This window comes from Ensifer adhaerens, assembly GCF_002940685.1.
Classification (GTDB): domain Bacteria; phylum Pseudomonadota; class Alphaproteobacteria; order Rhizobiales; family Rhizobiaceae; genus Ensifer; species Ensifer adhaerens_E.
In genome coordinates this window covers 300,875-314,003 of sequence record NZ_PNFP01000004.1, presented here as the reverse complement: position 1 = coordinate 314,003, position 13,129 = coordinate 300,875, and the positions used below count along the sequence as shown (strand labels likewise).

Here is a 13,129-nt window from a genome sequence, read left to right as displayed (position 1 = left end):
CCATTTTTCGGCCCGCTTGCTTTCAGGAGACTGCCATGCCCGCTTTCGACTATGACCTCTTCGTAATCGGCGGTGGTTCGGGTGGCGTCAGAAGCGGGCGCCTGGCTGCAAGCCTCGGCAAGAAGGTGGCGATCGCCGAAGAGTTCCGGTACGGCGGCACCTGTGTCATCCGCGGCTGCGTGCCGAAGAAGCTCTATGTCTACGCGTCGCAATATTCGGAGCATTTCGAGGATGCGGCCGGATTCGGCTGGACGGTCGGCGAAAGCCGGTTCGACTGGAAGAAGCTGGTCGCCGCCAAGGAACAGGAAATCACCCGGCTCGAAGGGCTCTACCAGAAGGGCCTCAACAATGCCGGCGCCGAAATCCTGCATACGCGCGCCGAGCTCGTCGGCCCGAACACGGTCCGTCTGGCCGACAGCGGCAAGACCGTGACGGCCGAGCGCATCGTGATTGCCGTCGGCGGCCATCCGACGCCGCATGACGCGCTGCCGGGCCACGAGCACTGCATCTCGTCCAACGAGGCCTTTGACCTCGCCGAACTGCCGAAATCGATCCTGATCGCCGGCGGCGGCTATATCGCCGTCGAATTCGCCAACGTCTTCCACGGCCTCGGCGTCGAGACGACGCTGATCTATCGCGGCAAGGAAATCCTGTCGCGCTTCGACCAGGACCTGCGCCGCGGGCTGCATGTGGCGATGGAGGAGAAGGGCATCCGCATCCTTTGCGAGGACATCATCCAGTCGGTCACGCTCGATGCCGACGGCAAGCGTGTCGCCCACACCATGAAGCACGGCGACATCGCCGCCGACCAGGTGATGCTGGCGCTCGGCCGCGTGCCGAACACCAGGGGGCTCGGCCTCGACGCTGCCGGCGTGAAGACCGATGAGCGCGGCGCCATCGTCGTCGACGCGTTCTCGCGCACCAGCGCGCCGGGCATCTATGCGCTCGGCGACGTTACCGACCGCGTGCAGCTGACGCCGGTCGCGATCCACGAGGCCATGTGCTTCATCGAGACCGAATACAAGAACAATCCGACGTCGCCCGATCACGATCTGATCGCAACGGCCGTGTTCTCGCAGCCGGAAATCGGCACGGTCGGCCTGACGGAAGAGGACGCCGCGCGCCGCTTCGACGAGCTTGAAGTCTACCGCGCCGAGTTCCGGCCGATGAAGGCCACGCTTTCGGGGCGCAAGGAAAAGATGATCATGAAGCTGATCGTCAACGCCGCCGACCGCAAGGTGCTCGGCGCCCATATCCTCGGCCATGATGCCGGCGAAATGGCGCAACTGCTGGGCATTTCGCTGAAGGCCGGCTGCACCAAGGACGATTTCGACCGGACGATGGCAGTACACCCGACGGCGGCGGAAGAACTTGTGACGATGTACGCGCCATCCTACCGCATCCGCAAAGGCGAGCGCGTCTGAGCGATCTCAGGCGGACTCGCCCGCAAACCGTGCTTCCTCGCGCTTGAACAGGTCCGCGAGCCTGTCGATGACCGTCCGGACTTCCGGGCGGCGCCGGTCGTCGTCGTTGGCCGCGATCCACAACGGATGCTTCAGGCCCTCGATCAACCCGCCTTCGCGCTTGAGGAGCGGATCACCGTCGCCGACGAAGGCGGGCAGGACGCCACGTCCGGCGCCGTTGCGGATCAGCGGCACTAGAAGGGCGGCACTGTCGGTCCACGTATGGATCTGCTGTTCGCGGTTTTCAAAGACCCACCGCTCGGCGGGCGAACTGGCGACTTCGGTACCGATCGATATCCAGGGAAAGTCGTCGCGCTCCGGCATGTTGCCGGCGCGATAGACGGCGTAGGCGATGTTTACCGAACGGCGTACCGCAACGTTGCCGGAGCGGGGCTGTTCGTGCAGCACGGCGACGTCGGCCTCTCTGAAGGTCAGGTCGAGACCGCGATGCGCGTGCTTGCAGCAGAAGCGAAAACCATCGCCGGAGGCGCGGATGTCGGTCGAATGATCGGCGACGAAGCCTGCGACCCAGGCGTCGCTTGCGACCGACACGATCGGCAGCGCGAAGGCGTCGCGGTGCCAGTCGGAGATGTTCTCGGCCGCATTCTGCATGGCGCGGACATGTTCGAGCAGGATCTGGCCATCGTGGGCGAGGCTGTAACCTTGCTGGCTGCGGATGAACAGCGCCCGGCCGGTCGCTCGCTCGAGTGCCAGCATGCGGCGGCCGATGGTCGGCGCGCTCAAGCCTGTGCGCGTCGCAGCACCGCTCAATCCGCCCTCGGTCGCAACGTGATAAAACAGTTTCAAGTCGTCCCAGGCTGCCTCGGCCATAAGCACTCCATGGCGGTCATTGTCTCGTCCTAACGCCAGTCGCCCGCCTTGGCTTCCGTTCGCGGATGAAAGACGTCTTTCAGCGGTGCGCCTACAACGCTGCCCGCCAAGACATTAGGTCTCCCATTGTCTCAAGGCAAAGGAGGCGAGACCATGTTTGAACATTGGGCTGTCATGTGGATGGTTCTGCATCGCGAAGGCCGCCACGGGCAGCGCGGCGGCCTGGACGATCCGCTCGACGGGCCGGAATGGCGCGGCCTGCACTGGGTGCTGCCGGTCTTCTCTTTCCTGCTTGGCCGGCGCAGGCCGGGCGCGTGGTCGACGCGCGCCGTTGCCGCGCCCGCAGGGGCGCACCGGGACGGGAGTGCGGGCCGTTGCAGGCCGCAGGCCGCCGGACACCATCGATGAACACACCGTTTCCTGTCGCGGCAGCGTCGCCGCGCGGCCGTGGCGGCGGCGCGCCGGCGCCACTATCCTATTGAAACCGCGCACAGTTCTTTCGATATATGGGGCTATGCTTTCGGGATCATGCGCCCTGTGGACATATCCTTGCGCACCGGGCGTCCTGCAAAGCAATGAATTCTGATAGGATGGCTTTCCAAGCGTTTCCTTAACGTCTATAAGCCCGCATTCCGCGGCGTTTCCGGCTGGGCGGGCACGAGGCTTGGCCGAGTGACCGGGGCAGGGCGAGCGGATGGTGAGTGAAATTTCAGAATACCGGGCGGCCGCCTTGGCCGTCGGGGCGTGACCCGCGCGGTTGGAACCGCGGCAGACAACAGGTGATCGAAATGGCACAGACTTGGACTCCAAACAGCTGGCGGCAGAAACCCATCCAGCAGGTGCCGGACTATCCGGACCTGGCAGCGCTTGAGGCGACCGAAGCGCGCCTCGCGAAGTATCCGCCGCTGGTGTTTGCGGGCGAAGCCCGTCGTCTGAAGAGTGCCCTTGCCAACGTTGCCGAAGGCCGCGGCTTCCTGCTGCAGGGCGGCGACTGCGCCGAGAGCTTCGCCGAACACGGCGCCGACACGATCCGCGACTTCTTCCGCGCCTTCCTGCAGATGGCCGTCGTGCTCACCTTCGGTGCGCAGCAGCCGGTGGTCAAGGTCGGCCGTATCGCCGGCCAGTTCGCCAAGCCCCGTTCCTCGGGCGTCGAAAAGCAGGGTGACGTGACGCTGCCGTCCTACCGCGGCGACATCATCAACGGCATCGAGTTCACCGAGGAAGCGCGCATTCCGAACCCGGAACGCCAGATCATGGCTTACCGCCAGTCGGCCGCGACGCTGAACCTCCTGCGCGCCTTTGCGATGGGCGGTTATGCCAACCTCGACAACGTGCACCAGTGGATGCTCGGCTTCGTCAAGGACAGCCCGCAGGCGGAACGCTACCGCAAGCTTGCGGACCGTATCTCCGAGACCATGGACTTCATGAAGGCGATCGGCATCACCTCGGAAAACCATCCGAGCCTGCGCGAGACCGATTTCTTCACCAGCCACGAGGCGCTGCTGCTCGGCTACGAGCAGGCGCTGACGCGCGTCGATTCGACCTCGGGCGACTGGTACGCCACGTCGGGCCACATGATCTGGATCGGCGACCGTACCCGCCAGCCCGACCATGCGCATATCGAGTACTGCCGCGGCATCAAGAACCCGCTCGGCCTCAAGTGCGGCCCGTCGCTGACGGCCGACGGTCTCCTGGAGCTGATCGATCTGCTCAATCCGGCCAACGAAGCCGGCCGCCTGACGCTGATCTGCCGCTTCGGCCACGACAAGGTTGCCGAGCATCTGCCGCGCCTCATCCGCGCGGTCGAGCGCGAGGGCAAGAAGGTGGTCTGGTCCTGCGATCCGATGCACGGCAACACGATCACGCTCAACAACTACAAGACCCGTCCGTTCGAGCGGATCCTGTCGGAAGTCGAAAGCTTCTTCCAGATCCATCGCGCCGAAGGCTCGCATCCGGGCGGCATCCATATCGAGATGACCGGCAACGACGTGACGGAATGCACCGGCGGTGCGCGTGCGCTTTCGGGCGACGATCTCGCCGACCGCTACCACACCCATTGCGATCCGCGCCTCAACGCCGACCAGGCGCTGGAACTGGCGTTCCTGCTCGCCGAGCGCATGAAGGGCGGCCGCGACGAGAAGAAGATGGTCGTCAACGGTTAAGCTACTGTCATGGTTCAGGTTTTCTGAACTTCGACTTGATGCTTTGAATTTGACAATGCCGGGCCGGCTCTGGAAGCTGGCCCGGCATTTTCGTGTCTGGAGCAGGGCGCGGCGCAGGCGATTGCTTGCGCCTGGCGGCTCCATGGCAGGATGGAGCGATCATGACTCTTGGGAGGGGCGATGCAGGACGTTCATCACGGGGGCTGCCTTTGCGGTTCCATACGCTTCAAGGCGCGCGGCGAATTGCGCGAACTGATCTTCTGCCATTGCAGCCAGTGCCGGAAGCAGACCGGGCTCTACTACGCCGCGACCAATGTGCAGGACCGGGACTTCGAACTGGAAGGTGCGGAGAACGTGACCTGGTACAGGGCCAGCGACAGCGCCAGTAGAGGCTTCTGCCGGCGCTGCGGATCGGCGCTGTTCTGGAAGGCGGACGGTTCGGATTACACCTCGATCCTCGCTGGCGCCTTCGAGAAGCCGACCGAGCTGAAGGCAGGCTATCACATCTTCTGTGAAGATCAGGGCGATTTCTACGAGATCAAGGACGATCTGCCGAAATTCGCGGCCGGCCGGGTGTGAACTCTTACTCCGGCGCGCTTTCCGCGGGCCGTTCGGCCTGCCGGAAACCATTGGCAAGGCCCGCCAGCTTGACGGCCTGCCAGTGGCAATATTCCTCAATCAGCCGCTCGCTCAGCCAGAACAGGCCGCGCTGCCCCTGATCGGCCCTGCCAAGCAGGCCGAGGTCCTGCGCCCGCGTGAAGATGCGTCGGATATGGGTGTTCGAAATCATGTAATGCGTGGCGAGATCCGAGAGGTTTGCTTCCAGCCAGACCTTGCCGTCCACGGGGTCCAGGCTTTTCGGTCGCGCCATCAGGTCGTCGAGAAGGAGGCCGCCGCACTCGGTCCAGACGAACGCCGCGACACCCTCCGGCGGTTCGGTCCAGCGGCGGTCCGAAAGCAAGAGGCGCGCGCCGATCGGCTGCGCCCGCTCGAAAATCGAACGGTCGGCTTCGACGCGTGCGACACGGCTTTGGCCGTCGAAGCGGTCGAGCGTTCCCATCTGGCTCATGAACCAGCGCAGCATGGCGCCTTCGCTGACTTCCGTCGGCTCAAGCGGACGGATCTTCTTGCGCGCGCGCCCGCCTTCCGCGTCGCGCAGAAGCTTGTAGGTCACCAGTTCGGCTATGAAGGCCGCGGCCGTGTTGCGGCTGGCGCCGCCGGTCTCGTGGATGAACTTCAGGAGGCGCGCGGTGGTGATCCCGGTTTCGGGATTGCCGGGCTCACGCTCGAGGTGAAGGGCGTAGACCGCCTGGCTCAGCGTCCATTTCTGGTGGGAGGCGACAAGGCGGGCGATGCGGGGGAACATGTCGTAGGCGGCCATGAGATCGCGTGCGCTCGCCTGCAGCACGCTGCGCAAATCCGGATGACGAAGAAATCCTTCCGCGGTGAAGGCGAGCGAGCCATCCCGCGCTGCGCCTTCCTGCTCTGCCATCACACGCATCTGCTGCGCACACCCCCAATGCTCGCGCGGCGCGTCCAATGCCCGATTCGAGGCCACAGATCGCCACTCAGCTCCGCCCGCTCTAACAGGGCTACCTTGCGCACAACGTGTCAACTCACGAAATTGTTCATCGGGGCGCCCGACGGTCTGTCGCCGGGCGCCCCGATCACGCGTTCGGTCCTGCTTACTGAACGAGCACCGGTGACTGGCACTTGACGCCGGTGACGCGGACGTCGGCCTCGCCGACGCGGACGCCGACCAGCAGAAGCAGGTTGTAGAGCAGATCGTCGACCGGTTTGGTGACCGCTCCGAGCGTCTGGGCCAGCGCCTGCTGCACGATCGTCGGGCTGCCGAGCGTCAGGAACAGGACCTGGATGTTCAGGTCGAGATTGTTGAGCAGCGTCTGCGTCGTCGACGTCAGGATGTCCTTGGTCGAAACGGTCTTGATCGACCGGGCGGCGACCTCGGACGGGCTGAAGCTCAGGCGCGTTGCCTTGAGGTTCTGCGCCTCGACATGGGCGAGCGCATCGATCTTGACCACCAGGGCGTCGACGAGCTTGGCTCTTTGGACGCGCGCATCGGACGAGAAGTTGGACAGGACCGCCGGATCGACTTCGCCGATTGCGATCTCGGCTACGCCAGGCACTGCATCGACGGTGACCGAGGCATTCTCAGGCGTGCCGCCATAGCATCGGATATCGGCGAGCTTGGCTTCCGCATAGGCGAGCTCGACATAGATCGGCAGGCGGATGCGAATGCCGGCAAGTGCCGCAAGCCCATCGACGTTGACTTCGACGGCAAGGCGGGTCTGGGCGGTGCGAACCGCAGCGCCAGGCGTGCCGAGGCGGTGGCTGGGCGTTTCGACGGGCGGCTCGCCGATCGCGAGCTTGACCTTGGCAGACGCGATGCCGGGGAGGCCGGCCACGGCATTCAGCGCGATCTGGTTCTTGCCATTGGCAATCGCCGCTGCAGCAGACACGATCTGCAGCGCGCTCACCCGCATCGCCCAGTTGGAGCCGGCGTCGATCTGCAGGCTCTTCTTCGGGTCGAGGTTGAGGATCTGCGCCAGGGTGAACGTGCGCTTGTCGTTCGCGGTCGCAAGCTCGATGCTCCTGAGGGCCGCTGTCACGGTTCCGGACAGGCCCTGAACGAGCCGCATGGAGGAGAGCAACTGCGGCATCGTCAGTTCGGCCTTGAGCACGTCTTCATAGGACGCGGTGGTGAGGCTGAGACGGGTCGCAATGATCTTCAGGAACGGCTGTATATCGATGTCCGCAGCGATCAGCGCCTGGTAATCCATGACCTTCAGCGAAACCGTCGTGCCGAGCATCTGCCCGAGGATGGAGTTGAGCAGCCCTTCGTTCAGGCTGGCAAGGCGCGAGCCGACGGAGAACGCGGCGATCTTCGAGCTCGCCGCCGTGCCGACGACGCTGAGATCCGGCGCGGTGGTAAAGATCGAGGCGAGGAAGATGTCGCCCTTCTTTTCGAGCAGCACCTGTACGGCGTCGGTCGGCGTGGCGTCCTTGACGAAACGCTGACCGGCATCGACCGACGGGTCGGGGATGTAGCGCCCGCGCACAACGGTTGCAACGCCGTCAACCTTGGCGATGTTGAGGTCGCCAGGTGCCAGGACCTTGCCGTCGACGGTCATCAATCCGCTCGCGGTCATAACGCCGTATTTCAGGCCGTTGCTGGCAAAGTGGTTGAGCACGGCCTTCTCGGCGCCACTGACGTTGGCGGCGGCGGCTATGGCGGCGAGATCGACCGCCGTCTGCATTTCGCGCTTCTGGACGGTGAGATAGCCGTAGTCGATCGCAAGGGCCATCGACGTGATGACCAGGGGCATGGCGAGGGCGGCCGAGATGCCGATATTGCCGCTGCGCTCTCGGGCAAGGGCCCGAACAGGTTTCCACAGCATATCAGACCCCCCCGATGCGTATCGTTGCGAAGCGCTCGATCTGTTCGCTCGGCATGGCGAACGTGAAAAGGTTGAAGATCGGCAGGTCGCCGGCGTCGTACTTGATGCGGACGGTGAACTGGTTCGAGTTGTTGGCGTCATCCTTGACGGTGACGGTCATCCGCGAGGACTTGATGAAGGTCTGGTCCATCGTCGTGCGACGGATGTAGTCGGTCGCGAGCCGTTCACGCTCGGTTTCGGAAAGGCCGGCGATTGCGGTGCGGGCCGCATCGGCGGCGATCTGCTGGATGGAATGGGCGGCACTGAGGTAGATGCCATAGGCGATCAAGGTCAGCACGCACATAAAAAACAGCGGTGCTATGATTGCAAATTCGATCGCGGCGGCCCCGTCTCGGCCACCGAACAGGCGCTTGAAGTTGGACATTGCAGCATCTCCGCGTACCCACGTTGCTGTATCTTTCGAATGTCCCTGCACCCATAACGTGATCCTCAAATATTAATTTTTTCATACTCCGATAAGTTGTTGAATCGATGCAATTTTCGCGCTTGTTGTAAAATGTGTAGTCGTGGTTGAATTAGGGTTTATGAAAGTGAGCCAGTTTTCGCCCTGTCACGCGGGCTGCACGCACCGTTTCCGTGATGCCTGAAAAGCGCTGAGCGCTGCCCCCGTTTCGCTTGCGCGCCGGCCCGCATTGGTCGGTGTGCGGTCACTCCTGCGCAGGCGGCGCGCGGTAACGTTCGAGCTGACGGTTGAGCGCTGCCAGGTCAGCGCGCAGCTCGGAGATCTCGCGCAGCAGCACGTCGTCGACCTTGTGGTGCAGCGCGATCAATTCGACCTCCGATTTGAGATTGACCTCGTAGTCCTTCGAGGCGGCGAAGCGATCGCGCTCGGCCTGGCGGTTCTGCGACATCATGATGACCGGCGCCTGGAGCGCCGCGAGCATCGAAAGCATCAAATTGAGAAAAATATACGGGTAGGGATCGAAGGCACCCGCGGCGAGCAGGACGGTGTTCAGAAGCACCCAACATACGAGAAAGCCGCAAAAGCCGATGATAAAGCTCCACGAGCCGCCGATGCGCGCGATATTGTCCGCGAGCCTTTCGCCGAAGGAGAGGCCGGCAGCGAAGGTCGCATGTGAATCCGTCGCGATCGCGCGCCGGTCGCGGGCGTGGGCGAGAATGCGGCGCTCGATCTCTCCAAGCTCGCTGAGCGGCTTGCCGAAAAGCTGTTTTGAAATGTCGTTGAAGTGCGGCATGGCGATCTCCGGAGTTGGCCGGAGACAATCTAACGCGTCAGTTCCGCAAGGAAATCGTCAAGCAGCGGAAAATGCTGCGGGACCGGAGCGACTGCTGCCGCTCCGGTCCGGTTGCTTAATGGGTCTCGACGCTTGCGAAGAGATCCGCATGCGACTTGAAGAACCGGTCGGTCGAGAACCGTTCGCCGAACATCATGTCGTGCTGCAGGAACCGGTAGTCACGCAGCAGCGCCGGCACCTTCGGCTGGCGCGACCACTCGGCGACTTCCTTGCCGTTCTTGCGGATCAGCATGTAGCGGTCGACGACGCGGTACTGGTCGTAAACCTTGCCGAGGAAGCCGGTGTAGTAGGGGTGCTCGTAGCCCGACTGCTTGAGGATCTGGTAGGAGAGGAAGGCCGGGCTGATCGTGCCGACGTTCTTCCTCGGGCCGGTCTTGTTCGACCAGACGACGAGCGGCGTTTCGTGCTGCGCCTTCATCTGCTCCTTCGAACCTTTGCGCTCCGCCGTCACGCCCTTCATGAAACCGGTGCTGGTATAGACCGTGTTGAGCGGCGGCAGGTGGTCGCCGAAGAGCACGATGATCGTTTCGCGGTCGCGCTTCTTCGCCCAGTCCATCAGCATCTTCAGGCTGTCGTCGGCCTCCTTGATGCCTTGCGCATAGGTGGCGAGCACCTGGCGATCGGCTTCCGGCAGGTCGCCTTCGACCTTGATGGTGTTCTGGGCATAGCGGTTCGCCTCATAGGGGCCGTGGCCCTGGAGCGTGACGGCGAAGAAGAAGAACGGATCGTCCATCGCGTCGGCCTGGTGGATAATCTCCTTCGTCAGAGATTCGTCCGAGGCGAAGATGCCGCGTTTCTGCATCGCCGGCATGTTCTCTTCCGACTTGAACATGTCGAAGCCGAAGGCCTTGTAGACGGCGGTGCGGTTCCAGAACCAGCTCTGGAAGGGGTGGATGGCGCGCGAGACATAGCCCTCGCCACGGAAGAACGTGGCAAGCGACGGGATCGGATTGCGGATGTACTGCTGGTAGGGAATGCTGCCATAGGGCAGGAAGGCGTTCGAGAAGCCGGTCAGCGCCTCGAATTCGACATTGGCGGTCATGCCGCCGAATTCCGGCGAGAAGACGTTGCCCGACTGCATTTCGCGAATGGTCGGCATCGGGTCGGGCGAGAGCTTGACGTTCGGCAGGCGGGTCGGATCCCAGAAGGATTCGCTCATCAGCACGATGACGTCGGGCTTGCCGCGATGCGAGGTGCCGGCCGGAAGGGGCTTGACCGGAATGCGGTCGATCGCGTCGACCATGTAGCCGGCGGGCGCGCTGACATTGGCCATCGGCAGGTTGATGGCAAAGGCGAGCGCAAAGCCGTTGTGTTTGTAGTTCTCGGTCTGATCCCACATGATCGGGATGACCTTCAGGCGATCACGGATCCAGGAGAACTGGTTGTAGTCCATGATGTTCCAGAAGGCGACCAGCAGCGGCAGCGCGAAGGCGAGCCGCGCCACGCGCTCGCGCTTGGAAAGCTTCGGGAAGGTCCGCCAGGCAAAGCGCAGGAGAAGGGCGATGGCGACGACGGTGGCGACGAGGCCGACCGCGATGCCGACGGCCGTCCACGGGCGGTCCTTCACCAGTACCGGCATCAGTTCCATGATCTGGCGGCCGAACAGGAAGTCGGTCGGGTAGAGCGGGTCGGACAGGAAGACCTGCTTCTGCTGGCAGATGACGGCCGGCAGGAGCGCGAGCGGCGCGATCACCACGGCCGACTTGTGCTCGCGACCGAAAATGCCGTCGACAGCCAGCAGAATGAGAAAGAATATGCCGATGGTCGTTAGCGCCGGGCGCGTGGGATCAAGCACATAGGCGACGGTATCGGTCAGCGACTGACGGACGATCAGTTCAACGGCGAAGACAAGGGCAGTTGCAACAAAAAGGGAGAACAGTGCGCTGCGCGTGGAAGCGAGCGTCTTGGCGTGCCGCGCGGTGAAGCCGGGTCGGTCGACATAGACACGTGAGCCTCTCGCGACAGCGGAATCGATACTGGCCAACATATTCTCCAATTTCATAAATGCGTCGTGTAACTGTCATACGCCCGTCATTTTGAACAGGGGATGAATGGTTTCTTAACCGGGATGGAGGGGGGCTTTTCGTGGCGTGAAGACGCGCGAACAGCCCGGTATAAGGACCGGGAAAAACAGAATTTTTCGGATTTTTTCGCGTGTCGGCGATTGCCTGTGGGTATTTTCCCGCAGATTGCGCTAAAGAACATTGCGAAAGTCAGATGCAATCGTTCAGAACAGACCGACAGGCCCGCTCATGACCGCCCATAAAAACGCCCCCTCGCTCCTTCGCATCGCCGTCGCCCAGCTCAACCCGACCGTGGGCGACATCGCCGGAAACCTGGTCAAGGCGCGCGAGGCGCGCACCGATGCGGCGCGCCAGGGCGCCGATCTCCTGCTTTTGACGGAGCTCTTCATCTCGGGCTATCCGCCGGAAGATCTGGTGCTGAAGCCTGCCTTTCTGAAGGCCTGCCTGCAGGCGGTCGAAAAGCTTGCCGCCGAAACGGCCGACGGCGGACCGGGTGTCATCATCGGTTTCCCGCGCCAGGCAAAGACTGGCCGGCACAATTCGGTAGCGGTGCTCGACGGCGGCAAGGTGATCGCGATCCGCGACAAGGTCGATCTGCCGAACTATGGCGAGTTTGACGAAAAGCGCGTCTTTGATCCGGGCGAGATGCCTGGGCCGGTCAATTTCCGTGGCGTGCGCATCGGCATTCCGATCTGCGAGGATATCTGGGGCGATCTCGGCGTCTGCGAGACTTTGGCCGAAAGCGGTGCAGAAATCCTGCTGTCGCCGAACGGTTCGCCCTATTATCGCGGCAAGGTCGACGTGCGCCACCAGGTGGTGCTGAAGCAGGTGATCGAGACCGGGCTGCCGATGATCTACGCCAACCAGTTGGGCGGCCAGGACGAACTGGTCTTCGACGGCGCAAGCTTCGCCTTCAATACGGACAAGTCGCTCGCCTTCCAGATGAGCCAGTTCGAAGAGGCGATCTCGATCGTCGAGTGGAAGAAGGGCGAGGGCGGCTGGCATTGCGAGAGCGGCCTGAAGTCGCGGCTGCCGGAACGGGAGGAGGCGGACTACCGCGCCTGCATGCTCGGCTTCCGTGACTACGTCAACAAGAACGGCTTCAAGAACGTGGTGCTCGGCCTTTCCGGCGGCATCGATTCCGCCATCTGTGCGGCGCTGGCGGTGGATGCGCTCGGCGAGGAGCGGGTGCGCACCGTCATGCTGCCTTACCGCTACACCTCGCAGGAATCGCTGAAGGACGCCAAGGAATGCGCCGCAGCGCTTGGCTGCCGCTACGACATCGTGCCGATCTCGGAGCCGGTCGAAGGGTTCCTCAGCGCGCTCTCCGATACGTTCGAAGGCACCGAATCCGGCATCACCGAGGAAAACCTGCAGAGCCGCACGCGCGGCGCGATCCTGATGGCGATCTCCAACAAGTTCGGCTCTATGGTGGTGACGACGGGCAACAAGTCGGAGATGTCGGTGGGCTACGCCACGCTCTACGGCGACATGAACGGCGGCTTCAACCCGATCAAGGACCTCTACAAGATGCAGGTCTATGCGATCTCGCGCTGGCGCAACGCAACCGTGCCGCCGGGCGCGCTCGGTCCTTCCGGCATCGTCATTCCGCAGAACATCATCGACAAGGCGCCTTCGGCCGAGCTTCGCCCCAACCAGACGGACCAGGATTCGCTGCCGCCCTATCCGGTGCTCGACGACATTCTCGAGTGCCTGGTGGAAAAGGAGATGGGGACCGACGAAATCGTCGCGCGCGGCCACGACGAGGCGACGGTGCACCGGGTCGAGCATCTGCTCTACATCGCCGAATACAAGCGCCGGCAGTCGGCGCCGGGCGTCAAGATCACCAAGAAGAATTTCGGCCGCGATCGCCGCTACCCGATCACCAATCGCTTCCGCGACCGGGGTTAGGAG

General features: G+C 63.3%; 11 protein-coding genes. 5 read left to right on the top strand and 6 right to left on the bottom strand.

Features of this window, described 5'->3' with window-relative positions:
* The first annotated feature begins 35 nt into the window (after positions 1 to 35).
* Positions 36 to 1,424: a glutathione-disulfide reductase gene (gor, locus tag C1A35_RS10060; protein WP_104664374.1), complete on the top strand. Its 1,389-nt coding sequence runs from the start codon at positions 36 to 38 to the stop codon at positions 1,422 to 1,424.
* A gap of 6 nt (positions 1,425 to 1,430) precedes the next feature.
* Here gor and C1A35_RS10055 read toward each other — a convergent pair whose 3' ends face one another.
* Entirely contained in the window at positions 1,431 to 2,294 is an 864-nt protein-coding gene (locus C1A35_RS10055) for a LysR family transcriptional regulator (RefSeq protein ID WP_104664178.1), read from the bottom strand.
* 153 nt (positions 2,295 to 2,447) lie between these two features.
* Here C1A35_RS10055 and C1A35_RS10050 point away from each other — a divergent pair, with 153 nt between their 5' ends.
* The 3 genes from C1A35_RS10050 to C1A35_RS10040 all read left to right on the top strand — a co-directional run bounded on the left by C1A35_RS10050 (position 2,448) and on the right by C1A35_RS10040 (position 5,035).
* Positions 2,448 to 2,702: a hypothetical protein gene (locus C1A35_RS10050; RefSeq protein WP_104664177.1), complete on the top strand. Its 255-nt coding sequence runs from the start codon at positions 2,448 to 2,450 to the stop codon at positions 2,700 to 2,702.
* A gap of 380 nt (positions 2,703 to 3,082) precedes the next feature.
* Entirely contained in the window at positions 3,083 to 4,456 is a 1,374-nt protein-coding gene (locus tag C1A35_RS10045; RefSeq protein ID WP_104664373.1) for a class II 3-deoxy-7-phosphoheptulonate synthase, read from the top strand.
* A 180-nt stretch (positions 4,457 to 4,636) separates the two neighbouring features.
* The gene (locus tag C1A35_RS10040; RefSeq protein ID WP_104664176.1) at positions 4,637 to 5,035 is read left to right on the top strand and encodes a GFA family protein; all 399 of its coding nucleotides are present in this window, start codon (positions 4,637 to 4,639) and stop codon (positions 5,033 to 5,035) included.
* A 4-nt stretch (positions 5,036 to 5,039) separates the two neighbouring features.
* Here the strand turns inward: C1A35_RS10040 and C1A35_RS10035 are convergent, their stop codons facing one another.
* From C1A35_RS10035 to C1A35_RS10015, 5 genes are all read right to left on the bottom strand, one after another.
* Positions 5,040 to 5,957 carry a hypothetical protein gene (locus C1A35_RS10035; RefSeq protein WP_104664175.1) on the bottom strand — a complete coding sequence of 306 codons (918 nt, stop codon included), beginning with the start codon at positions 5,955 to 5,957 and terminating at the stop codon, positions 5,040 to 5,042.
* Positions 5,958 to 6,141: 184 nt separating this feature from the next.
* Positions 6,142 to 7,875, bottom strand: coding sequence for a pilus assembly protein TadG-related protein (locus tag C1A35_RS10030; protein WP_104664174.1), 1,734 nt, complete (start codon positions 7,873 to 7,875; stop codon positions 6,142 to 6,144).
* A 1-nt stretch (position 7,876) separates the two neighbouring features.
* Complete coding sequence (locus tag C1A35_RS10025; RefSeq protein ID WP_104664173.1) at positions 7,877 to 8,299, bottom strand: TadE/TadG family type IV pilus assembly protein; 423 nt, start codon at positions 8,297 to 8,299, stop codon at positions 7,877 to 7,879.
* A 283-nt stretch (positions 8,300 to 8,582) separates the two neighbouring features.
* Positions 8,583 to 9,131 (bottom strand): DUF1003 domain-containing protein, encoded by a 549-nt coding sequence (locus C1A35_RS10020; RefSeq protein ID WP_104664172.1) that lies wholly within the window; start codon positions 9,129 to 9,131, stop codon positions 8,583 to 8,585.
* A gap of 115 nt (positions 9,132 to 9,246) precedes the next feature.
* Complete coding sequence (locus C1A35_RS10015; protein WP_199772909.1) at positions 9,247 to 11,175, bottom strand: LTA synthase family protein; 1,929 nt, start codon at positions 11,173 to 11,175, stop codon at positions 9,247 to 9,249.
* Positions 11,176 to 11,443: 268 nt separating this feature from the next.
* On the opposite strand from C1A35_RS10015, the gene C1A35_RS10010 reads away from it, so the two are divergent.
* On the top strand, positions 11,444 to 13,126 hold the full coding sequence (locus C1A35_RS10010; RefSeq protein ID WP_104664170.1) for an NAD+ synthase: 1,683 nt from the start codon (positions 11,444 to 11,446) through the stop codon (positions 13,124 to 13,126).
* Positions 13,127 to 13,129 lie beyond the last annotated feature (3 nt).

Coding starts and splice junctions, on each gene's coding strand:
- C1A35_RS10050 (WP_104664177.1), top strand. CDS start 2,448: ATGTTTGAACATTGGGCTGTCATGTGGATGGTTCTGCATCGCGAAGGC.
- C1A35_RS10055 (WP_104664178.1), bottom strand. CDS start 2,294: ATGGCCGAGGCAGCCTGGGACGACTTGAAACTGTTTTATCACGTTGCG.
- C1A35_RS10030 (WP_104664174.1), bottom strand. CDS start 7,875: ATGCTGTGGAAACCTGTTCGGGCCCTTGCCCGAGAGCGCAGCGGCAAT.
- C1A35_RS10010 (WP_104664170.1), top strand. CDS start 11,444: ATGACCGCCCATAAAAACGCCCCCTCGCTCCTTCGCATCGCCGTCGCC.
- C1A35_RS10045 (WP_104664373.1), top strand. CDS start 3,083: ATGGCACAGACTTGGACTCCAAACAGCTGGCGGCAGAAACCCATCCAG.
- C1A35_RS10020 (WP_104664172.1), bottom strand. CDS start 9,131: ATGCCGCACTTCAACGACATTTCAAAACAGCTTTTCGGCAAGCCGCTC.
- C1A35_RS10025 (WP_104664173.1), bottom strand. CDS start 8,299: ATGTCCAACTTCAAGCGCCTGTTCGGTGGCCGAGACGGGGCCGCCGCG.
- C1A35_RS10040 (WP_104664176.1), top strand. CDS start 4,637: ATGCAGGACGTTCATCACGGGGGCTGCCTTTGCGGTTCCATACGCTTC.
- gor (WP_104664374.1), top strand. CDS start 36: ATGCCCGCTTTCGACTATGACCTCTTCGTAATCGGCGGTGGTTCGGGT.
- C1A35_RS10035 (WP_104664175.1), bottom strand. CDS start 5,957: ATGCGTGTGATGGCAGAGCAGGAAGGCGCAGCGCGGGATGGCTCGCTC.